General features: G+C 29.0%; 25 protein-coding genes and 3 tRNA genes. 21 read left to right on the forward strand and 7 right to left on the reverse strand.

Features of this window, described 5'->3' with window-relative positions; translation table 4 throughout:
- Window position 1 precedes the first annotated feature (1 nt).
- From rpsE to ACX1M8_RS02360, 14 genes are all read left to right on the forward strand, one after another.
- A complete protein-coding gene (gene rpsE, locus ACX1M8_RS02295; RefSeq protein ID WP_458616566.1) occupies window positions 2-637 on the forward strand; it encodes a 30S ribosomal protein S5 in 636 nt (211 codons plus the stop codon).
- A 3-nt stretch (window positions 638-640) separates the two neighbouring features.
- Window positions 641-1,081 (forward strand): 50S ribosomal protein L15, encoded by a 441-nt coding sequence (gene rplO, locus ACX1M8_RS02300; protein ID WP_458616568.1) that lies wholly within the window; start codon window positions 641-643, stop codon window positions 1,079-1,081.
- Window positions 1,082-1,169: 88 nt separating this feature from the next.
- The gene (gene upp, locus ACX1M8_RS02305) at window positions 1,170-1,793 is read left to right on the forward strand and encodes a uracil phosphoribosyltransferase (protein ID WP_458616570.1); all 624 of its coding nucleotides are present in this window, start codon (window positions 1,170-1,172) and stop codon (window positions 1,791-1,793) included.
- Between the two features lie 73 nt (window positions 1,794-1,866).
- Window positions 1,867-1,950: transfer RNA gene (locus ACX1M8_RS02310), tRNA-Tyr, on the forward strand.
- A 6-nt stretch (window positions 1,951-1,956) separates the two neighbouring features.
- Window positions 1,957-2,031 (forward strand) — tRNA-Gln (locus ACX1M8_RS02315).
- Window positions 2,032-2,110: 79 nt separating this feature from the next.
- Window positions 2,111-3,556 carry a proline--tRNA ligase gene (gene proS / locus ACX1M8_RS02320; protein WP_458797889.1) on the forward strand — a complete coding sequence of 482 codons (1,446 nt, stop codon included), beginning with the start codon at window positions 2,111-2,113 and terminating at the stop codon, window positions 3,554-3,556.
- Window positions 3,557-3,730: 174 nt separating this feature from the next.
- Window positions 3,731-4,288 (forward strand): MG284/MPN403 family protein, encoded by a 558-nt coding sequence (locus tag ACX1M8_RS02325; RefSeq protein ID WP_458616574.1) that lies wholly within the window; start codon window positions 3,731-3,733, stop codon window positions 4,286-4,288.
- Window positions 4,281-5,534 carry an MHO_1580 family protein gene (locus ACX1M8_RS02330; protein WP_458836712.1) on the forward strand — a complete coding sequence of 418 codons (1,254 nt, stop codon included), beginning with the start codon at window positions 4,281-4,283 and terminating at the stop codon, window positions 5,532-5,534. Before ACX1M8_RS02325 ends, ACX1M8_RS02330 begins: the two co-directional genes overlap by 8 nt.
- Complete coding sequence (locus ACX1M8_RS02335) at window positions 5,497-5,946, forward strand: MHO_1590 family protein (protein WP_458797885.1); 450 nt, start codon at window positions 5,497-5,499, stop codon at window positions 5,944-5,946. Before ACX1M8_RS02330 ends, ACX1M8_RS02335 begins: the two co-directional genes overlap by 38 nt.
- Window positions 5,947-5,982: 36 nt before the next feature.
- The gene (locus tag ACX1M8_RS02340; protein WP_458810683.1) at window positions 5,983-6,177 is read left to right on the forward strand and encodes a phosphopantetheine-binding protein; all 195 of its coding nucleotides are present in this window, start codon (window positions 5,983-5,985) and stop codon (window positions 6,175-6,177) included.
- A gap of 26 nt (window positions 6,178-6,203) precedes the next feature.
- Window positions 6,204-6,278: transfer RNA gene (locus ACX1M8_RS02345), tRNA-Trp, on the forward strand.
- A 43-nt stretch (window positions 6,279-6,321) separates the two neighbouring features.
- On the forward strand, window positions 6,322-7,341 hold the full coding sequence (locus ACX1M8_RS02350) for an NAD(P)H-dependent glycerol-3-phosphate dehydrogenase (protein WP_458836713.1): 1,020 nt from the start codon (window positions 6,322-6,324) through the stop codon (window positions 7,339-7,341).
- A gap of 51 nt (window positions 7,342-7,392) precedes the next feature.
- A complete protein-coding gene (tig, locus tag ACX1M8_RS02355) occupies window positions 7,393-8,694 on the forward strand; it encodes a trigger factor (RefSeq protein ID WP_458616584.1) in 1,302 nt (433 codons plus the stop codon).
- 104 nt (window positions 8,695-8,798) lie between these two features.
- Window positions 8,799-10,001, forward strand: a complete 1,203-nt coding sequence (locus ACX1M8_RS02360) for an SLAC1 family transporter (protein ID WP_458616586.1) — start codon at window positions 8,799-8,801, stop codon at window positions 9,999-10,001.
- Between the two features lie 45 nt (window positions 10,002-10,046).
- On the opposite strand, the gene ACX1M8_RS02365 is transcribed toward ACX1M8_RS02360, so the two are convergent.
- From ACX1M8_RS02365 to gmk, 5 genes are read right to left on the reverse strand one after another with little or no spacing between them, the layout of a single operon-like run.
- Window positions 10,047-10,709, reverse strand: coding sequence for a ribulose-phosphate 3-epimerase (locus ACX1M8_RS02365; protein WP_458836714.1), 663 nt, complete (start codon window positions 10,707-10,709; stop codon window positions 10,047-10,049).
- A 2-nt stretch (window positions 10,710-10,711) separates the two neighbouring features.
- A complete protein-coding gene (gene rsgA / locus ACX1M8_RS02370; RefSeq protein WP_458836715.1) occupies window positions 10,712-11,560 on the reverse strand; it encodes a ribosome small subunit-dependent GTPase A in 849 nt (282 codons plus the stop codon).
- Window positions 11,560-12,555 (reverse strand): serine/threonine protein kinase, encoded by a 996-nt coding sequence (locus tag ACX1M8_RS02375; protein ID WP_458834790.1) that lies wholly within the window; start codon window positions 12,553-12,555, stop codon window positions 11,560-11,562. Before ACX1M8_RS02375 ends, rsgA begins: the two co-directional genes overlap by 1 nt.
- On the reverse strand, window positions 12,545-13,306 hold the full coding sequence (locus ACX1M8_RS02380) for a PP2C family protein-serine/threonine phosphatase (RefSeq protein WP_458834791.1): 762 nt from the start codon (window positions 13,304-13,306) through the stop codon (window positions 12,545-12,547). The genes ACX1M8_RS02375 and ACX1M8_RS02380 overlap by 11 nt, the downstream gene beginning before the upstream one ends.
- Window positions 13,296-13,901 carry a guanylate kinase gene (gmk, locus tag ACX1M8_RS02385; RefSeq protein WP_458616596.1) on the reverse strand — a complete coding sequence of 202 codons (606 nt, stop codon included), beginning with the start codon at window positions 13,899-13,901 and terminating at the stop codon, window positions 13,296-13,298. The genes ACX1M8_RS02380 and gmk overlap by 11 nt, the downstream gene beginning before the upstream one ends.
- 75 nt (window positions 13,902-13,976) lie before the next feature.
- Here gmk and truB point away from each other — a divergent pair, with 75 nt between their 5' ends.
- The 6 genes from truB (at window position 13,977) to ACX1M8_RS02415 (ending at window position 19,048) form a co-directional block, all read left to right on the forward strand.
- Window positions 13,977-14,813 carry a tRNA pseudouridine(55) synthase TruB gene (gene truB, locus ACX1M8_RS02390; RefSeq protein WP_458836716.1) on the forward strand — a complete coding sequence of 279 codons (837 nt, stop codon included), beginning with the start codon at window positions 13,977-13,979 and terminating at the stop codon, window positions 14,811-14,813.
- 1 nt (window position 14,814) lies between these two features.
- Window positions 14,815-15,633: a YcsE-related riboflavin metabolism phosphatase gene (locus ACX1M8_RS02395; protein ID WP_458616600.1), complete on the forward strand. Its 819-nt coding sequence runs from the start codon at window positions 14,815-14,817 to the stop codon at window positions 15,631-15,633.
- Window positions 15,633-16,466: an FAD synthase gene (locus ACX1M8_RS02400; protein WP_458616602.1), complete on the forward strand. Its 834-nt coding sequence runs from the start codon at window positions 15,633-15,635 to the stop codon at window positions 16,464-16,466. The genes ACX1M8_RS02395 and ACX1M8_RS02400 overlap by 1 nt, the downstream gene beginning before the upstream one ends.
- Window positions 16,467-16,486: 20 nt before the next feature.
- Complete coding sequence (locus ACX1M8_RS02405; protein WP_458810673.1) at window positions 16,487-17,218, forward strand: TIGR01906 family membrane protein; 732 nt, start codon at window positions 16,487-16,489, stop codon at window positions 17,216-17,218.
- Window positions 17,219-17,400: 182 nt separating this feature from the next.
- Window positions 17,401-17,667 carry a 30S ribosomal protein S15 gene (rpsO, locus tag ACX1M8_RS02410; RefSeq protein WP_458616606.1) on the forward strand — a complete coding sequence of 89 codons (267 nt, stop codon included), beginning with the start codon at window positions 17,401-17,403 and terminating at the stop codon, window positions 17,665-17,667.
- An 82-nt stretch (window positions 17,668-17,749) separates the two neighbouring features.
- Window positions 17,750-19,048 carry an aldehyde dehydrogenase family protein gene (locus ACX1M8_RS02415; RefSeq protein WP_458836717.1) on the forward strand — a complete coding sequence of 433 codons (1,299 nt, stop codon included), beginning with the start codon at window positions 17,750-17,752 and terminating at the stop codon, window positions 19,046-19,048.
- 37 nt (window positions 19,049-19,085) lie between these two features.
- Here ACX1M8_RS02415 and ACX1M8_RS02420 read toward each other — a convergent pair whose 3' ends face one another.
- Together ACX1M8_RS02420 and ACX1M8_RS02425 are read right to left on the reverse strand one after the other, a co-directional pair.
- Complete coding sequence (locus ACX1M8_RS02420; RefSeq protein ID WP_458616610.1) at window positions 19,086-19,940, reverse strand: ABC transporter permease; 855 nt, start codon at window positions 19,938-19,940, stop codon at window positions 19,086-19,088.
- Window positions 19,940-20,869, reverse strand: a complete 930-nt coding sequence (locus tag ACX1M8_RS02425) for an ABC transporter ATP-binding protein (protein ID WP_458807172.1) — start codon at window positions 20,867-20,869, stop codon at window positions 19,940-19,942. The genes ACX1M8_RS02420 and ACX1M8_RS02425 overlap by 1 nt, the downstream gene beginning before the upstream one ends.
- Before the next feature lie 136 nt (window positions 20,870-21,005).
- Between ACX1M8_RS02425 and ACX1M8_RS02430 the strand changes: the two genes are divergently transcribed.
- A partial coding sequence (locus ACX1M8_RS02430; RefSeq protein WP_458836718.1) for an MAGa4850 family ICE element protein occupies window positions 21,006-21,830 on the forward strand: 825 nt, incomplete at its 3' end.

A 21,830-nucleotide genomic window follows, 5' to 3' on the forward strand; every position in this document is an offset into this window, starting at 1 on the left:
TATGGAAAACAATAAAGAAGTTAAAGCAACAGCAGTTGCAGGAACACAAGAAGTTGTAGCTAAAAAAGCTACAAGAGCTCCTAAAAAAGCTCAAGAAGCTTCTTCAGAACAACGTCCACGTCGTAACGCTGGAAACAGAAAACCACGTACACAAAGATTTGAATCAGAATTCAGCGAAAAAGTTGTAGACATCGCTCGTGTTACAAAAGTTGTTAAAGGTGGAAGAAGATTTAGTTTCTCAGCATTCGTTGTTGTAGGAAACAAAAAAGGTTTAGTTGGATTTGGACACGGTAAGGCTAACGAAGTTCCAGATGCAATTAGAAAAGCTATCAAAGACGCACAAAACAACCTTGTATCAGTTCCAGTTGTAAACGGAACAGTACCACACGAAATTAATGCTAAATTCTTAGCTTCACGTGTACTTTTAAAACCAGCTCCTAAAGGAAAAGGACTTATTGCTTCAGGTACAGTTCGTGCTGTAGTTGAACTTGCAGGTTACACAGACATCGTTACAAAAACATACGGATCACGTTCAAAATCTAACGTAGTTAAAGCAACAGTAAAAGCATTACAAAACTTAAGAACAGTTGAAGAAATTGCTGAAATCAGAGATAAACAAGTAAAGGATTTTCAATAAAACATGGCTATTAAATTAAATAATTTAAAATTTACTGAAGGTTCAAGACCTGACAAACACCGTAAAGGTAGAGGACACGCTGCTGGAAAAGGAAAACAAGCAGGTAAAGGACAATCAGGGCAAAACAAACGTAAAGGTCACAGACTAGGATTCGAAGGGGGACAAACTCCTTGATTCCGTAGAATTGGTAAACGTGGATTTACAAACGTTAACCACATTGAATACCAAGTTATTAACTTATCTGATTTAGAAGCAAAATTCAACGATGGTGATACAATTACTTTAGAAAACTTATTTGACTCAAAATTAATCAAAAGACAAATGCCTGTTAAACTTTTAGGTAATGGTGAATTAAACAAAAAATTAACAATTTATGTTCACAAAGCTTCAGCTTCAGCTAAAGAAGCATTTGCTAAAGTTGGTGGAACAATTCACGAATTATAATAATCATTTCAAGCCAAGCGAAAGCTTGGTTTTTTATTATTCTAGAAAGCAATATAAAGTATAATAAAAAGAAATTAGCGAGGTTTATATGGTTACAATCATTAATCACCCATTGATTAATATCAAACTAACAAAAATGAGAGATAAAAATACCTCTCACAATGAATTTAGAAATAATCTTAATGAAATTGCTTCATTAATGGTTTATGAAATAATGCGAAACTACCAACCTAAAGTGCACGAATGTATTACTCCACTTGATACAATATATCAAGGAACTACATACGATAAAGAAATCGTCATAATCCCTATTTTAAGAGCGGGACTGGGAATGGTTGATGGAATAATTAATCTAGTTCCACAAGCACGTGTAGGGCATATAGGAATGTACCGCAATGAAGATACATTACAAGTCACTGAATATTTTTTTAAAATACCTAATGTAAGTAAGGATAGTAAACTTATAGTAGTAGATCCTATGCTTGCTACAGGTACATCAGCTTCAGATGCTTTAAGCAAGCTCGAGTCTTTAGGGTATAGTGATATAACATTAGTGTGCTTAGTTGGAGTTGATAAAGGAATTGAAAAAATACAAAAAAATCACCCTAATATTGATATCTTTTTAGCAGCAAAAGATGAATATTTAGACGAAAATGGATACATTAGGCCAGGACTAGGTGATGCTGGTGATCGTATTTTTGGAACAAAATAATTTTTTACTAAAATTTGCAAAAAATTTCTATATTTTTTAAAAAGTTGCTATATAATAATATAGCAATTCAAATGGGGGGATAGCAAAGCGGCCAAATGCGGGTGGCTGTAACCCACTTTCTTAGGATTCGGGGGTTCGAATCCCTCTCCCCCCACCATTTGATTGCCCCATAGCCAAGCGGTAAGGCAGCGGGTTTTGGTTCCGCGATGCGTTAGTTCGAATCTAACTGGGGCAGCCATATCACCTTGAAAAAAGGTGTTTTTTTTATGCGCTTTTTAATATAAAAATAAGTGTTTTGTTTTATAATATACCTGATTATGAAAATAGATAGAAAATTAGAAAAAATTACTCCATTAGAACAAGATTTCTCACAATGATATACAGATGTTGTCCAAAACGGAAAATTAATGATGTATGGTCCTGCTAAGGGTACCATGATTTTACTCCCAAATGCCTACGGTATTTGAGAATTAATTCAAGCTGGATTAAATGAAGCATTCAAGGAAAAAGGAGTGCAAAATGTTAATTTACCTCTTTTAATTCCAGAATCATTATTCAATAAAGAAAAGGAACACATCGAAGGTTTTAACCCTGAGCTTGTTACTGTTACAATGGTTGGAAATAAAAAACTTGATGAAAAGTTATTTGTACGTCCAACTTCAGAAGTTTTATTCGCTCACTTATATAAGAATTCTATTAATTCATATAAAGACCTTCCGATAATATACAACCAATGAGTAAATGTTGTTAGATGAGAAAAAACAACAAGACCATTCTTAAGATCTCGTGAATTTTTATGACAAGAAGGACACACAGTACATGCTGATGCTAAAGAAGCCAGAGCATTTACAAAAGAAATGATCAAGGTATATGCTAAATTCTTAAAGAAATATTTAGCTATCCCTACAATCATTGGTAAAAAAACTCCACATGAAAAATTTGCTGGTGCATGTACAACATGAACTATCGAAGCGATGATGAAAGATGGTCAAGCATTACAAGCCGGAACAAGTCACTACTTAGCTCAAAACTTTTCTAAACCTTTTGAAATAACTTTCAAAAACGAAGATAATGAATTTGACTTTGCTTATCAAACTTCATGAGGATGTACAACAAGATTAATTGGTGCAATTATTATGACTCACGGTGATAATAGAGGTATTATTATTCCACCATTTGTAGCCCCAGTGCAAGTTGATATTTTAGAATTATTTGCAAGCAAAGATCCTAAAGTATCTCAAATTTCACAAGAGGTATATAAAACATTAGGAAGAAAATTCCGTGTTAGATTAGATACTACAGATAAAAACCCAGGATTCAAAGCTTCTAATTCTGAAATCCAAGGTGTACCTGTAAGAATAGAAATAGGGCCTAAAGATGCACAACAAGATTGTGTTACAGTTGTTCGTAGAGATACACTAGAAAAAGTTCAAGTTAAAGTTGATGAACTTAAGAAATATATCGGTAAATTATTAACAGATATTCATGATAATTTATATGAACAAGCTGAACAAAGATTAATTCACAACAGAATTTATGTTTACAATTATGAAGATTTTAAATATGAAATTAGCAATAATAAATTTGTTGTTGCTCCATTCTGCTGTGGTGGTGATGTAGAACAAAAAATTAAAGAAGAAACAGGGGCTACTGCAAGATGTGTTCCTATGTCTTTAAACAAGCCTACTAAGAATGTTAAATGTATTAATCCTGAATGTGAAAACGAAACAAATCGTTATGTAGTGTTCGCAAAAGCTTACTAAAAATTATTAATAGCAAGAAATTGCTATTTTTTTCTCGATTTTTTCTTTCTCTAGCCCTTAAAAATGTATTTTTAAAGTCTTTTTTATATTTTTTGCTAGATTTCAAGATTCTTTAAAAGAAAAAAGTGTCAGTTTTTTATTAAATTACTTTATAAAGTGAGGAGGACAAAAAAGATGAAAAAAAGAAATGAAGAACAAAAACCTGTAAAGAAAAAACCAGGAAATTTCACTATCGAAGTTGCAAATGCTTCTACGAATACATATTTCTTTAATAATGAGCTTACTAAAATAGGCAAACTAGCTGATGCTGGCGATTTAGATTCATTAAAGCAATTATATGATTCAAATGGTTTAAATCTAAAAGTTTTATATGATGCAATTGAAAACATCATAAAATGTATTATAAAGGTTAAGAAAGAATCTAACTCAGATATTAAGAAGAGATTAGCTCTTCTTTGAATACAATATATTAATACTCAAGATCCAGAAATTAAGCAATTAATAGACGAAATTGAGACAAATTTAAGAAAAACTCATAATATATTTAATTATATTTTAGCTATGATGTCTCCTGAAAATTCTTGAATTATTCACAAGACATATATAGATCCTGAAACTTCTAATAATAAGCATTGATATATAGCACATTTTTCTAAAACAACATTTTACAAAAAGAAACACAATGCAATTTTAGAGTTTGGAAAATACTTACTCCAATTAGATTATGATTAACCTTGATTTAATTACTCAAAATGATACTTATACAGTAAATGAGCGACGGATAAAAGTTAATACATTAGTATCAGATAATGCGATAAATAACTTTCATGCCTTATTCGCTATAAATATAGATAGAATAGCAAGTAACGGATTTACTGATATTACAGTAGCTTTTGAAGATAATTTATATGACTGAAGACAACGTACTAAAGCAATTAATGATATTTCTATTATACCAATAGGGATATCTGGTCATATTGCAAAATGAGTTAGCGATAGATTAATTAAAAGAACATTACCAATTTACGTATCGGTGTTTGTAAATAATAAGGAATATATAAACTTTATGTCTGATGGTGTTTATAAAAAACAGATTAAAAGAATACCATATTCCACATTAGGATTACAATTCGATAAGTTAGAAAGCATAGTGGTGCAATTCGCAACAAGTGAATCGCGTGGTAAAGAACTTATTCCCCTCAAAGATTATCAATTAATATTCAAACCTTATACAAAAGAAAAAATTCAAATCTCTCCCTTGTCAAATTCTGCAAAAATAAGAGTACCTTACTCTTATAATATAAACTTTGAGTCAAATAAAGAATATTGAAAAGAGTTGTTTTACCACAATATTATTATCAATTTAGAAGAATTAAATAATAAAAAGCACCATAGCAAAATTATTTCAGCGTATGAGTTTAACGATAAAAAATATTTAAAATTTCCTAGTGAATTAAGTTTTAACGAGTATATTCCAATATCCTTCGATAATCTTATTATAAATGAGTTTATGGACGGAAAAATTAAACTTAATACAATGTACTATGATCAAAGTAATGCCTTAATAAATAAGGACGATTACTATAGTTCTGGCGTGAGTTACGATAGCAAAATTTCAGATTTACTATACACTAATGAAGTTGATAAAAAAATAGAAAAAATCGCTTCTCCTCAATCATCATATAACGTAAAAATACCATACAAATTTGATGGTGAATTTACAGCGGTATATGAACTTTCAACTCATTATTTTAGTGCTGATATAATCAAAAAGTTCTCTGTGCAAGGGACAAATGAATATGATAATTCATTTATTAAGAAACTAAGAATTATTGAAATAGCACCTAAAAAGGATGCAAAATATAAATTTGTAATCAACCTTTCTAAAGAGTACACCAATATTTTTAGCAATGATTTTAATATTCAGGATTATTTAATAATTGAAGAACAAGACTACAAATTCAAACGCTTGAATTAAACCATTTCTAGGGATTGCTATAATGATAGGTTTAGGTGTTTTGTGCGGGATAGGTGGATATTATTTATATTCATATGTTCAAAAGACTAAAACAAAACAAAATGGTTTAACTGATGTTAATACAAAACCATTCAATACTCTCTTGTATAAAAAAGAAGCTTTTTTACCAACACTAGAATCTAGATATTTTGAAAAGTTCCTTAAAACAGACAAAAATGGAAGTAAATATTTAGATGAAACAGTGATATCTGAAATTATTAAAGATATTACAAGAAGGTTGAAAAAGAATGATGGTAAATTATATTTTGATTACAACCTTCTTTCATCGCGTCATGCGATATTAGATGTATTATATGTATCTGATGATACTGCGACAAAAGACGAAAAATCTTTTGAGATAATTATTGATTAGTTTTATAATAATAACATGAATAAAAAAGAAATAATCATGTTAGAGCTTAAAAAGCTATCAACTAAAAAAAATATCTCAGAAGACGACAAAATCAAAGAAATAGGAATTGATTCTTTAGATTTAGCTGAACTTTTATTCGAAGCAGAAGCTAAATTTGGTGTCGAAATTTCTGACGAAAAGCTTAGAAATGTTGAAACCGTAAAGGATGTAATTTCTATTTTTTCTAATTAACTTTTATAGTATAATTCTTATACGTTAGGAGTATAGTTCAACGGTAGAACAACGGGCTTCAACCCCGTGTGTTGTGGGTTCGAATCCTGCTACTCCTGCCATTTTTTTATACTCTTTTTTGATAATTAAAGTAAAATTACACATATGAAAGAAAATAATTTAAAGTTCGGAGTTTTAGGGACTGGTGCATTCGGTTCCGCTCTTGCAAATATACTGGTAGAAAACGGGAATAAAGTATTAATGTACGGTATTTCTGAGTCAGAAATTAAAGATATAAATAATGGTTATAACACAAAATATTTTGGAGATATAAAGTTTAATAATCCATCATTAATTTCAGCTACAAATAATCTAGAATACTTTTTAGAAAATGTAGATACAGCGATCTTAGCTGTTCCTTCTGTGGCGGTTGGTTCATTACTGAAACAAGTATCATTGATTTTAGGAGATAGAAAGATAAATATAATTAACTTATCAAAAGGTTTAGAGCCTAATACAAAGCAATTTTTCTCACAATTTATTAAGGAAAATTATGAAAAAAATATTCTGAATTTTTCATCAATTATGGGGCCTTCATTTGCTGCAGAAGTGTTCTCTGGCAAATTAACAATGGTGAACATTGTCGGGGTAAATTTAGAGTTTAATACTAAAATTGCAGAGTATTTCAATAATTCACACTTCTATGTAAAACCATTTAATGAAATAAAAGGTGCTGAATTATTCTCAGCCTTAAAAAATGTTCTTGCTATAGGTTTAGGAATTACATCTGTATTTTACCCAGGACAAAATTCTCATGCAGGTCTATTAACACTTGGAACAGGAGAAATTTTTAAAGTGTACAAAGCTTTATATCCTCATGGTGAAAATACAATTGGATATAATTTTTCATCTTTTGGTGATATCTTCCTAACATGTTCATCACCTTCAAGTAGAAACTTTTCATTCGGATCTAAAATTGCTCAAATGGGAATTGACAAAGCTTTACAAGAACAACAATGAACAATCGAAGGTTATGATACTGCTAAAACTTTACAAAAGTTAATTCAAGAATACAATATTAAAGATGTTCCATTCTTACAAAATATAATAAGTATCTTATTTGAACAAAAACCAGAACAAAACATATTGGATTTTTTTAAGACTAAACAATTCGAAAAAAACTAAAAACAATGTAAAATATTAATAATATTTAATTACATTAAAATAGGAGAAATAATGATTAAACACACTGAAGAAAAAGATAAAGCACAAGTAGTTGTTAATGTTACAGTTAAAGATGCTGATTTTAAAGCAAAATTAGACGAAACATCTAAAAAATTAATGAAATCAGTTAAAGTTAAGGGATATAGAGCAGGAAAAGCTCCTGAAGAAAAATTAAGAGCTCACTTAAACCCAGAAGTTGTATTAACAGAAACTGTAAAACACTTTAATTCAAAACACTTTGTTGAAGTTATGGAATATGTAAGTAAAAATAACATTAAATTTGTAACTCAACCAATTTTATCTTATGACCTTAACGATAAAGGATTAGTTCTAACTTATACATTTATTCTTGAACCAGAATTCACTGTAGATATGAAAGATTTAGAACTAAAATATTCACCAATTAAAGTTGCTAAAAAAGATGTTGAAGCAGCTATCAAAGAACTAGAAGAAAACTTATCTGTAGAAGAAATTGTTGAAGATAAAAAAGCAACAGCAGAATTAGGAGATACAGTTAATATTGATTTCAAAGGTTTCATCGACAATGAACCATTTGAAGGTGGAGAAGCTAAAGGATACGATTTAAAATTAGGTTCAAAAACATTTATTCCTGGTTTTGAAGATCAATTAGTTGGTAAAAAAGTTGGATTCAAAGGTGATGTTGTAGTTACATTCCCTGCTGATTACTTTGTAAAAGAATATCAAAACAAAGAAGCTGTATTCCAAGTAACAATCAACTCATTAAAGAGATTAAAATTATTTAAATTAACAGACGAAAATGTAAAAATGTTCCAAGATGCTAATGTAACTGACTTAAAATCATTAGAAAATGTATTAAAAGGAAACTTAAAAGTTAGAAAATTCGTTGAAGCAAATGTTAATTTCTATAATGAAATTATCAAACAAATGATTGAAAAAGGTAAACCAGTAATTCATGAATCATTACTTGCTCAATTTGCTGAACGTAATAAGAAAGAATTTGAAAACTCATTAAAACAATACGGAATTAAGAAACAAGAATACTTAAAATTAATCAAATCAACAGAAGCTGATTTAGATGCTGAATTCTTAGAACAAGCTCGTCAAGAAGCTTTAAAAGCCGAAGCTATGAGAGTTATAGTTAACAAATATAATGTTAATTCAACTCCAGAACAAATTAATGAATTTACAGAAAAATTTGTTAAATTTGGTTTCTCACAAGAAACAGCTCACGAATTTGTAATTTCATCATTAAGAATGTCATTAATTTTAAGTGAAATTAACGCTGAAGCAGCAGAAAAATTAGAAAAAGATTTTCAAGATATCGTTAAATAATAAAATATAGCACATAAGTTTGTGCTATTTTTTTACGCCTATTTTTAGGCTAAAAAAATAAATTTTTTTGTGATATGAATTCTAAAAAGTTCTAAAATAGCAATATGAAAAATTTAAGAGAAAAATTAATAAAAACACCATTAGGAGTTAATGGTGTAGCTCTAGGAACGATGGGAATCGCAACTACGGGTACGTTCTTATTAAGTTATGTAAATACTAATCCTTCAGTAAATTGATTTGGATTAGCATTACAAATTCTTTGTATGTCTATTTGCTTATTTTATATTAGTTTAACAATTATAAGATATTGTCTTCAACCTAAGGTTATTTGAGATGAAATCAGCAAACCTCATGTAGCTGGAATGATAGGGGTATTATTCTTATGCTTCTGCTTACTAGGAAATTCTACAGGTTGAATAGTAACCACATTTGTTACTAACAATCCTTCTCTTAAATATTATTTATTAATTGCACCAAGTATAGTTGTGTTTTTAGCTGTTACTTGTCAATTTATTTATTTAGGTTTTTTCTTAAAAATCGTCCTTTTTAAAAAAGAAACATTTAAAGGTGAAGCATATGCTTCATGATTTGTTCCTTTAGTTGGGCTAGCTATTTCAGCTGCATATGCTGATAATTTAGGTGATGTATTACCATTATGATACTGACAAGGAATTTGATTTGTTGGATTTGTAATATTTATAATTATGTATCCTTTTGTTTTCTACAAATTTTTATTTAAACCACACTCAAATCAAGAAAATATCCCTTCAATGGCTATATTTGCTTCACCAGCAAACATGCTTGCTGTAGGTTATTTAGTATCATTTAATCCACACCGTACAGATATCTATGGACTTAGTCAAACTGTTTTAAATAATCAGATGTTTTTCCAAATTATTTCAATTATTTTATTTTGTTTCGGTACAGTATCGGTGGCTTTATATTATGCAATTTTAGTTAAGTCGCTTAAACTTAGAAAATACTCAATGACTTGAACATCATTAACATTCCCTGCTGCTGTATCTGCAACTGGAACAATTAAATTTGCTGAATATTTCTTTAATAATAGTACTAATAAATATTCTTATTCAGGTGTATATTGAGTTCTCTTTGCATTCGGTGTATTCTTATTCCTTACATCATTGGCACTTGTACTATTTTGTAACTATAAATACGCTTGCATAATGTATTCAATATGATTTATTGAACCTGCAGATAGCAATAAAAAGGAAAGTAGAATTAGAAAAGAATCTAAACGTTTCTTTTCTAAAAATTTCAATCGAAATAGAATTAATCATCAACATTAGCTTGATGATTTTTTTGCAAATAAAAATGGCATTAAGCCATTATTATTACGCGAATTTACCTAATACAGTAGCAATGCGTTCTCTTGTCGGTTCAACAACAATATATGTACCAGCAACACAAGCATCAGCACCTGCTGAAAAGCTTTCTGGACCTGTTGTACCGTTAATACCACCATCTACTTGAATTAAGTAATCATAACTATTATCATCTCTTAAATGTTTTAATTCTGAAATTTTATCTAAAGCAGCAGGCATAAATTTTTGTCCTCCTGCGCCTGGTTCTACAGACATAACAAGAACTAAAGCTAAACGATCTAGAAATGGTTTAACAGCTTCTACTTTAGTAGCTGGTTTAATTGCTAAACCTATTTTAAGATCATGATGATTATTTGTTAAAAATTCATTGAATTTTTCTAAATCATCTTCAATAGCTTCATAGTGGAATGTAATGATATCCACGATATCTTTAACTTGTGCGACATAGTCATAAGGGTTAACAACCATTAAGTGAGCATCTTTGATATGTGGTTTTCCGTTGTGAGAAATATTAGCGATTTCTTCAACTTGAATAGCTGTATTAGGAACGAATTTACCATCCATAATATCATAGTGAATTCATTTAATCCCATTTTCTACAAGTGTATTAGCCATTTCTAATCTTTTATTAGCTTCAACATTTAATAAACTTGGTGTAACATATTTTTGCATTATTATTTCCTTCCATTCGTGATTTCGTCTAATAATTTAATATAGTTATTATATCTTATTTGAGGTATTAGTTTAGTGCCTACTTGTTGTTTTATAGCACAATTATCAATGCTTTCATTTAGGTGCAAACAATTACGGAATTTGCACATTTTGCTTAATTCCTTAAAGACTTTAAAGCTTTTTGCTAATTCTTCTTTATCCATATCTAATGAAAGTGAAGAAAAACCAGGTGTATCGATTAAATACCCATCATTAAAGTTGATAATAGAAACAACTCTAGTTGTGTGTTTTCCTCTTCCTAATGCTTTAGAAATTTCCTGAGTTAAGAAATTGTGTTCACCTAAAGCATTTAAGGTAGTTGTTTTACCAACACCACTTTGCCCCATGAATACAGAATATTTTTTACTAAATAGTCCATTTAGATTATTGATATAGTTATCAGGATTTTTATTATCAATTAGTTCAACACGATATTGCATTCCACGATAAAGTTCTGCTATTTCTTCAGCATATGATGGATTTAGGTCTGTTTTAGTGATAAATAGGACAGGAACGATATTTTTATTCTCTATAATAGCAAAATACTTATCTACTAAAAAAGGTTGGAACTTTGGTTGCCCTATAGACATAAATACAATCATTTGATCAATGTTAGCTACTTTAGGACGAATAAAGCTGTTTTTTTGAGGTAATATCTCAGTTATTGTTCCGTTCGATACAATCACATTATCACCCACTACTGGAGATTGTTCTAAATATCTTAATCTACCTGCAGCAGGTATTTCTAATGTATCATGTTCATTTTGAACTGTATAAATTCCAGATACTATTTTTGTTACTTTATATTCCATTAAATATACTCCAATACTACAAGCGCAACACTTACTGCAATAATTAATAATGCAATAAAGCAAAGTGAACTAACTAAAAAAGCAGTTGAATTAATGACGTCTGAAATCTTACGCTTCTTTTTCATTGTTTTAGGACTTAAAGGTGCCTCAAAAACGCGTTCTGGACTTAAGCAAGTTTTTAAATCTTGTTGGAATTCTTGGACACTTTGATAACGATCTTCAGGATGTTTAGCAGTTGCTTTTATTACGACATTGCACATTGCTTGAGGGATATCGAGATAATCTTTAGGTGAAGGAAATGTATTTTTATAGTGCATCATTATTGTATCTTGATCTCTAGCGCCTTCATAAGGATATTGACCTGTAAGCATTTCAAATAGAACTACGCCCAAGGCATAAATATCTACAGCTTTAGTGATTTCAGCACCTTTAATGGTATATTCAGGTGCAGCATAATATGGACTACAAATTACAGCATTCACCTTCGTTAAACGCTGTGACTCAGGAGTTAGGCTAATTCCTAAATCAATTATTTTAACATTGTGAGCATCATCGATAATTATATTTTGACTTTTGATGTCGCGATGAATAACTCCGTTATTGTGCAATTCTCCTATACCTTCAGCTATCTTATTGATATATGTTTTAGCTTTTTTAACATTTAGTGTTCCGTTAGCACGAATGATATTATATAAAGTATTACCCGAAATATATTCCATTACATAGTATTGTTCAACATTATCACCATAATATTCAATAAGTTGTGGAATATGTTTAGAACGGACTTTGCCAAGCAAAACAGCTTCGTCATGAAAACGTTGGTAAGCGACTTTATCATATACATTGGACATGAATTTTAAAGCATATTTTTTATTAGGATCACTTTTAGGTGAAACTAAAAATACTGTTCCCATTCCACCACTGCCTAAAATTGATTTAATAACATATTTATTATGAATTTTTGAACTAGAAGGAACGGAATAATTACTTGCCATCATTATCTCCTTGTTCGAAGTCTAATAAAACTAAAGTCATGTTATCACTAGACTCAGAAACTATTGCTAAATCAAGCATTTCTTTAGCAATAGTTTCTAATGGTTTATCTTGTAGAACTAAATATTCCAATTCGCTTTGTGAGACAAATCCATGTATTCCATCAGATGTAAGTAGAATTTTCTTTATGTTATTAAATCCTTTGGGTGAAATCTCGAAAATTTCAATTAAAGTATTGTAATTAGGCAATATAGCACTTGTTAAGTACTTACGTACTTCAGGCTTATATTTTTGGATATCTTCTCCTTCAGAAAGAAGTTGGTTTTCAACGTTATGATCTATAGTGACTTGCACTAATTCGTGTTCTTTTGCAACATAGCATCTACTATCGCCAGAATTAAAGATAACAACATTTTTAGTGTCGTGCAGAATTAAACATCCAACAGCTGTAGTACCCATAGATTCTTTGCCAGCTTGTGACTTAGAAATGTTTTTTAAGGTAGTTTTAGCTTTATCAAAAACGCCAAACACTCATTGTTTAGCACTTAGATTATTTTTAACATAAAAATTATTTGCAAATTCATTTTTAAAGGTATCTATAACGGTTTGAGCAGCTTCATCTCCAAAAGAATGACCCCCGATACCATCACACAAAATAGCAAGTGTTGCTTTTTCATTTTGAAAAACACTTGCTCTATCATCATTTTTTGCTCTAATACCTTGTAAAGATTCTGAATAGTAATTAATCTTCAATACCTAGCTCCTTGTGAAGGATAGCACGAATTTCTTCAGCTGCTCTCTCAGGCACATCATTAATAATTTTGTACTTGAATAGGTGTGAATCAGCTATTTCTTCTTCAGCCTTCTTCAATCTTTGTTTTAATGTTTCGTTATTTTCTGAACCACGTTTTAAAATGCGCTCTCTTAAGTCTGAAACAGATGGTGGAGCAAGAAAAATAGTTATTAAATTATATTTATCTGATTCTTTAGAATCTGATGAAAACTTTTTAATAATTTGCTTAGCACCATTAGTTTCGATTTCTAACATAGGAACTTTATGTTTTGCATGAATTTTATCTAGCTCTGAATAAAGTGTTCCGTAATAATTTGATAAATGGTATGAAAATTCAATAAATTTACGACTTTTAATTTTGTCTCTAAATCTATCTACATCAATAAAATGGTAATGGATACCATCAAGTTCACCTTCGCGAGGCAGACGAGTAGTCGCAGAACAAGATAACGATAGGTTTAACTCATCGTATTCAAAAAGCAATCTTTCTACAGTTCCTTTACCAACACCACTTGGTCCAGTGAAAATAATAATTGGGCTCTTTTTTGTATCCATAATTAAAGTTATTATAACATTATTTTGTTTTTATATTGCTATAATTATTTTAATATTTATATTAAAAGAGGTCATATGTTTTACAAGTTTTATAAACCAACAGGTGTGTTCGCTAACAAAACCGTTCGCTCCTTGCAAAGAGAGCTAAAAGCAAATAAAATAGGTCATATTGGTATACTAGATCCTTTAGCTGAAGGCCTTATGATAGTAGCTACAGATTTTGAAACTAAACTATTACAATATGTAGATAATAAAAATAAAACTTATATTGCTAAAGTAAAATTCGGTTATTCTTCAGACACTTATGATGTTGATGGTAATATCATTCAACATGAAGAAGATAAAATTACCTTAGAAGAATTACAAAAAGCTGTTGCATATATCAAGACAACAACAAACCAAATTCCACCTATTTTCAGTGCAAAAAAAATAAATGGCAAGAAAGCTTATGAATATGCACGAAATAATGAAGAAATAAAGTTAAAACCACAAACGATTTCGGTATATCAATATGAAATTTTAAACTTTGATTACTATGAGCAAGAAGCAGAAGTTCTTTTATCAGTTTCTGAAGGAACTTATATACGTACTATTTTAGTTGATACAGCCAGTTATTGTAATAGGCATGCAATTATGTCGGCACTTAAAAGAACAAATGTTGGTGATGTAGAACTTGATGAATTAAAACCTAATGAATGCACAGAAATACAAATAAGTGATATTATTTCATTGCCTATTATTGTTTTACAAAACAATAATATTAAGTCTATACAGCACGGTAATCCATTTGACGTTAATGCAAAAAATGGAATGAGTTTATTATTGAATCCCAAAAATAACTTAATATGTGCAGTTGGCGAAGTAAAAGATAATGTTTTTTGACCTAAAAAAGTCGCATTAGAAAGGATATAGAATGAAAGAATTAAAAGATTTAATTAAAATAGCAGCATTTGATGTTGACGGGACAATTCTTCCAAATGGAACTACAACATTTTCGATGAATACTAGAAAGATCTTCCCATTACTAAAAATGAATGGAATTACCACTGTAATTTCATCAGCTCGTGAGTTCGCTACAATCGGAGATTTTCTAGAACAATTAGATCCAATCGATTACTTTATTGGAGCTAACGGAGCTTTTATTTTTGATAATAATAAAAAAGAGTTTGTTTACAAAAATACCTTAAATCGTGAAGAAGTTATCAAAATTTATAACGCTTTTAAAGATAAGGTCAATGCTTTTGCAGTTACTGATTTTAATAAAGTTTTTAAAACTCCAAGCATGAATTTAAATTCATGATTTATACGTCCATTTGTTTCAAATTACTATAATTTTGATGAAAGTGAATTAAGCAAGGATGATTTATATGTAATTACTTTAAATGTAGAAGGTTCTGACGAAATTGCTAAAGAAGTTGAACAATACATACTAGAAAATAATTTAAATATGGAAATTTCAGCTAAATGATCTAGAGGAATATTTATCGGACCTAAAAATGTATCAAAAAGCCATACATTAAACATTTTATGCGATATGTTAGGGTACAAAATTGATCAAAACTTAATTGCTTTTGGTGATAGTTCAAATGATTATGAAATGCTTCGCGATGCATACTATGGTGTTGCAATGGAAAGAGCAAATGAATGAATTAAAGGTGTAGCGAAAGATATAGCATTAGATTGTGAGTATGATGGTGCTTACTTGAAACTTAAGGAACTTAAATTAATTTAATGAAAGAATTAATTATTTATAACTTTGGTGAATTTGAATCAAAAGATGGAGATAATTTTATTTTAGGTTCTTTTGAATCATTTCATCTAGGACATTATCAATTACTGAAGCAAGCACTTGCAAATGGTGGCAGAGTTATACTAGTGTGTTTTAATGCTGAAAAAGGGATGCCTAAATTTAATAACTCTATTTTTATGGATAATTATGCTAAATATGAACAATTAGCTAGACTACCTATTGATATGGTTGTTCAATTAGAATTCGATAAGGTTTCTCATTTAGAAGGCCCTGAATTTCTTTCTGCCTTAGCTCAAGGCAAAAAAGTAACTTTCATTGGTGGTGAAGATTTTAAATTCGGTTCTAAAGGAGCTTGAAATTTAGAATATTTTCAAACTGATGAATATTTAGCTAATTACAAAATACAAATTGTACCTTTACTAAATGATTCAAATGTAAAAATTTCTACTTCTAAATTAAAGGAGTCTTTGGAATTTGGATATATTGATCTTGTTAATTCTTTATTAGCCTATGACTATGCATTTTCTGGAATAATTATGACTAATAAAATAACAGTAAATGAAAAGTTGGCTAAAATCCATCCAGGATTGTATGCAAGTCTTTTTCATATTGGTGAATTTGTTTATTACGGGATTTTACACATTAATAAAAATAATGAAAGATTAATTCATTTATTTGATTATGAAATAAATGATAAATTCAACAACGAAAGAGTTGTTACAGAAGTTAAAAAGCAAGTCAGAATTATTACTTCTAATTTTGATGATATTATCAACTTAAATGATATTAAAATTGCTAAGAATTATTTTAAATAATCCTTGCAGATAGGATTAAAATGAAAAACAGAACGTTAAAGATAGTATTAATGATAATAACTGTTATATCTTTATTTTTACTTATATTATCTTCATCTATTTTCTTTACAACTGTATCAAGATGACTATATTATATAGACATCGAAAAAATGAAACTAAATCAAGAAGTATTTAAGCATGCAGGTGAGAATGGTACATTGGGAACATTAAATAATGTTCAAATACACCAGATATATTCAAATGTTATGGATTTCCTTCAAAATAAAACTAGCAATTTTAATATTGCTCCACTAGGATATACAAATGAAGGTCTATCACACTTTGAAGATGTTAAAAAATTATTTAATATTTGCTTAGGAATATTTATTACATCTCTTGTTTTAAGTATTGCATGTATCATTTGAGGAAAATGAAAATTTAAAAAAGATTTTCCTATTATCTCTTTGGGCGCTTATGCTTCGATATCTTTAATTGTTGTCTTTCTAATTGTCCTAATTATTGCACTTATTGATTACAATATCGTCTTTAACGGTTTCCACAAAATGTTCTTCCCCGGCAAAACAAATTGAAATTTTGATGAAGACTATGATGAAATTATTAAGTTGTTACCACAAGAAGTTTTTGTAAATTATTCGATTATGTTCTTTGTGTTATTATCTGTATTCACTTTAAGTTTTATAATTCCATATATAATAAGAATTATTAAAAAACATATTAAAGCAAGAAAAGAAAAATTACAACAAGCTTGTTAAGAAATTTTAAAAAATAAAACATCATGCGAAAATGTCTATGATACAGCACTTTTGGTATGATGTTTTTATTTATAAAAAAAGTTTTTTTCTCTATAATATATAAAACTATATTAAACATAAATTTTATTCTTGGTTGATATATAAATACCAGCTAGGTTTAAAACATAATAAAGGAGAATATTATGGTTTCAAAAGAAAGAAAAGCTGAATTAGTTAAACAATTCGGAAAAGACGCTAAAGATACAGGGAACACAGCAGTTCAAATCGCTATTTTAACAGAAGATATTGAGTTATTAAAACCTCACTTCTTAAACAACCCTAAAGATAACCACTCAAAAAGAGGTTTCTTAGCTAAAATCGCTCAACGTAAAGTGTTATTAAAACACTTAAGAGAAAACAACTTTGATGAATACAACAAAGTTATTGAAGCTCTTAACATCCGTAAATAGTGAGCATTATTGATGCAACTTAGGTTGCATTTTATTTTTGCTTTTTCATAAGTTTAAAAAGTTAAGTATTATAATAATTACTATGAAAGTAAAAGAAATAAAAATAACACTAAAAAAGCTTAAAAATGAAATTTTTGCTAGAAAAGACGAAATTTACAAAGCTTTAGAAAGTGATTTAAATAAGTCGGTTAATGAAGCTGAAATCACTGAAATATTACCTGTGATAAACGAAATTAATGCTTATTTAAGAAATGTTAAAAAATGATCTAAGTTTAAAAAAGTTCAGACACCTTTTTCATTAAAACCGGGTAAATCATATGTTTACAAAAAACCATATGGAACAGTATTTATTATAGCGACTTGAAATTATCCATTCAATCTATCATTAATTCCACTTGTTGATGCTTTTTCAGCTGGTAATAATGTTATTTTAAAGCTATCTGATAGAGCTAAAGCTTCTTATGAAGTATTGGATAAAATTATTAAAGCTGTATTTACAAAAGAACAAGTTTTATTAATGAAAGGTGGAATAGAAGAAACTAATGAAATAATTGATAAAAAGGCTGATTTTGTGTTTTTTACTGGCTCAAGCAAAGTAGGAAATGAAATTTATAAAAGAGCTGCAAATAAAATGATTCCATGTGTGCTTGAACTGGGCGGAAAAAATCCAGCAATCATTACTAAAAGTGCAGATATTACATCGGCAGTTTGAGACAATATTTTTGTCAAAATAATGAATATGGGTCAAACGTGTTTAGCCACAGATCATATTTATATAGATAAAAGCATTAAAAATGACTTTATCATAGAGTTTAATAAGGCTTTAGAGCAAATACATTCTTTAAATCACTTGCAATTAGCAAAAATGATAGATAAGCATGCTGAAGAAAGAATTTTAAATTTTCAAGAACTTAATCAAAATGAAATTTCTTATTTAGATAAGATTTTATTGCTAGAACCAATTGAAAATTCTTCATTAATGAAAGAAGAAATTTTTGGCCCAGTACTGCCTATTGTTGCTTATGATAATTTAGAAGAGGTTATCAATAAATTGCGTAGTCAACCTTCACCACTTGCTATATATGTATTTTCAAAAGATAAAAAAGATTTTAATTTGATCCAAAAGAACTTGGATGCAGGTACAATCGTATTTAACTCAACTTCTAAGTTCATTTATAATAACAAACTACCATTTGGTGGTATTGGAAATAGTGGTATCGGTAGATATCATGGAAAAGATGGCTTTAACACTTTTACATACCAACAAAGTGTATACAAGGCTTCTAGATTCCAGTTTATCCCACCTAAAATGATGACGAAAATTATGCTTTCTAAGAACTTACATTGAATTATTCAATTGCTAAATCGAATCAAAAAATAGATAGGCTTATTGTCTATCTATTTTTAAATCTTATTCATTAATTTCTTTGACTTTTTGCATTGTATGTGAATAGGTAGGCACATACTAATGAAAGAATTGTGAATCCTGCAACATATGTAAATGCAATTCAAGGTTCAATTGTTTGATTTGCAAGCGTTATATCATAACTATTAGAAGCCATTTTGAATGCTTCACTTCCTGAAAATGTAAAGTATCTTAGTAATGATACAACTTCTGTAGAAGGAAGAACTGTAGCAAATGCTTTAAGTCATACAGGCAAGATTGTAAGTGGAATAAATGCTCCAATTAAAAACCCTGATACAGAAGATAAAGCACCTGATAAAGCAGAGAATGCTGATACATTTTTAATGAAGCTGAATACAAAGCTAAAGAATGTAGAGTTAAATAAACATCCAAGTAAAACGATAGCAAGTATAATAAATCCACTTTTTACTGATAATAATTTTACGGTTCCATTAGCTAGCATATAAAATACAACAATAATATACATTAGTATTGAAATAATCATGTTAAGTAGAATATTAACGACTAAATAACTAAAACGAATAATAGATGGTTTTATAGGTGTTATAGCTAAATCGTTAAATATTTTTTTCTCAGCATCTTGTACCATAAAAACAGATAATGATATAGCATTTGTTAATGTTGTAAGTCCTAAAAGCCCTACAAGCAAGCTTCCGTCGGCGTATTGTTGTTTAATTGAATCTGAGATGCCTTTTATATTAGAAAGTTGGTTAGCGAATAAATATCTACCAAAAAGAATGAAAATAACAATAGTGATAATAGGAGAGAAAAATGTCATAATCATTTTTCTAGGATCTTTAATGAATAGTTTAATATTTCTTTTTATTAATCAGTGTAATTGATACATTATTCATCTCCTTTACTTTTTGTTACATTTAGGAACACATCATCCATTGTTCCTTTAGCTAATTCAAAGTCACTTAATATACTTCCGTATTTAAGAACAAATTCCCTAGCTTGATCGTATGTTGCAAAAGTAACCAAGTATTTTCTATCGGCGTAAAAGAATTTTGCATCATTAGATGTAAAAATTTCTTCTAACACAGAGTTTGGTTCTTGATGTACATATAATTTTGCTTTTGAATATGTGTTTTTTAGGTCAGCAGGTGAACCTTCAGCTAGCTTTTCGCCTTTTTGGATAATAATTGCATAATTACAATTATTTGCTTCTTCCATATAGTGAGTAGTTAGCAATATTGTAAGACCTTTTTCTCTTTGAATTTTTCTTAGTATTTTTCAAACAAGTTTTCTTGAAGTCGGATCTAACCCTGTAGTAGGCTCATCTAGAAAAAGAATTTCAGGCTTATGTACAAGGGCTCTAGCAATATCAACCCTACGTTTTTGTCCTCCTGAGAGTGAACCATATGGTTTTCTTAAAAAATCTTCAAGTTCAAAATCTTTTACTACATCATCAACTAGTTCTTCAGTTGTTTTATCTTTAATATATTTTGAATACATTGCGGCACGAGACATTAAATTATCATAAACGCTTAGCTTGTTATCGAGAATAGATTCTTGAAAAACGATACCAATTTTATTCTTAATATTTTTACCTTGTTTAGAGTCTAAATCAACCCCCTCAACCTTTATTGTTCCACTATCTTTCTTTATAATTCCTAAGATAATACTTAATGTTGTAGTTTTTCCAGCACCATTTAAACCAAGAAATCCAAATAGTTCGCCTTTTTTCACTTTAAAAGATAAATCATTAAGTGCTTTTTGTTTTTTAAATGATTTATTTAATTTTTCTATTTCTATAATGTATTGTTCTTCCATTTTTCCTCCTTGTATCATTATAATAAAGTAATTTAATTTAAACTTTTGGGACTATGAAAAATAGGTGTGTAGCTCTACTTCAAAAGAAGTGGGGCTTTTTAATTGCTCACAAATAAAAAGAGTGGAGCGAAATTCTATGGATGCAAATATTAAAAAATTTAATGTTACAGATTATGTTTCAATGAATGAAAAAGCAATTGAAATTTTATCAAGCATGTCTATTTGCATTAACAGAGAATTTAGCAATCTCTTTAACAAAAACAAAATGTCTTTCTTTATTTTTCTTTTAATGAAATACAGACAAGACAACGGACTAAATTTATCACTTTTAGAAATGAGTGATGATTATGGAATATCAATTAATACACTTTGAAAAGCAAGCAAGTTCTTATCAAAAAACGATCTAATTTTCAAATACAGTAAAAAGAGTTTTGGTATTAATGAAAATGTTAAGTTTGCTACATATGGTGAAAACTACATCAAAATAAACAATAAAGCAAAATGAAATTTATTATTTGCTGGAAATTTTAATACACTTTGAGTTCTTCAAATCTTAACAATTAAAGCAAATGCAAGCTCAAATAGAGATCTAGCAAATGCTGAAATTCCTAATAAAGCATTTAGAAAATTAAAGCTAAATGATGTAACAATTCATAATCAATTAAAACTTATTTCTAAAGTATTGTTGGAACTTGATTTCAATGATGTTTTTAGTGTTGAAAAAGGTGATTATCAACTTGAAGATCTTAAGTTTGAAACATATACCGAAGAAGAAATACAAGATAAATTAATTCAAGATGAAAACTTTAAACCTAAAAAGCAACTGTGTATGAAATGTTGTGATTTAAGATACTCTCTTTCTAAACAAAATCAAGAAAATGACTGAAAACATTTTAGAAAAAATGGTAGATGTTATTTTTATTGTAAAAGAGATAAGAAGTATTTTTGAAAATCGCATAAA

The organism is Mycoplasma tracheobuteonis, from assembly GCF_054456995.1.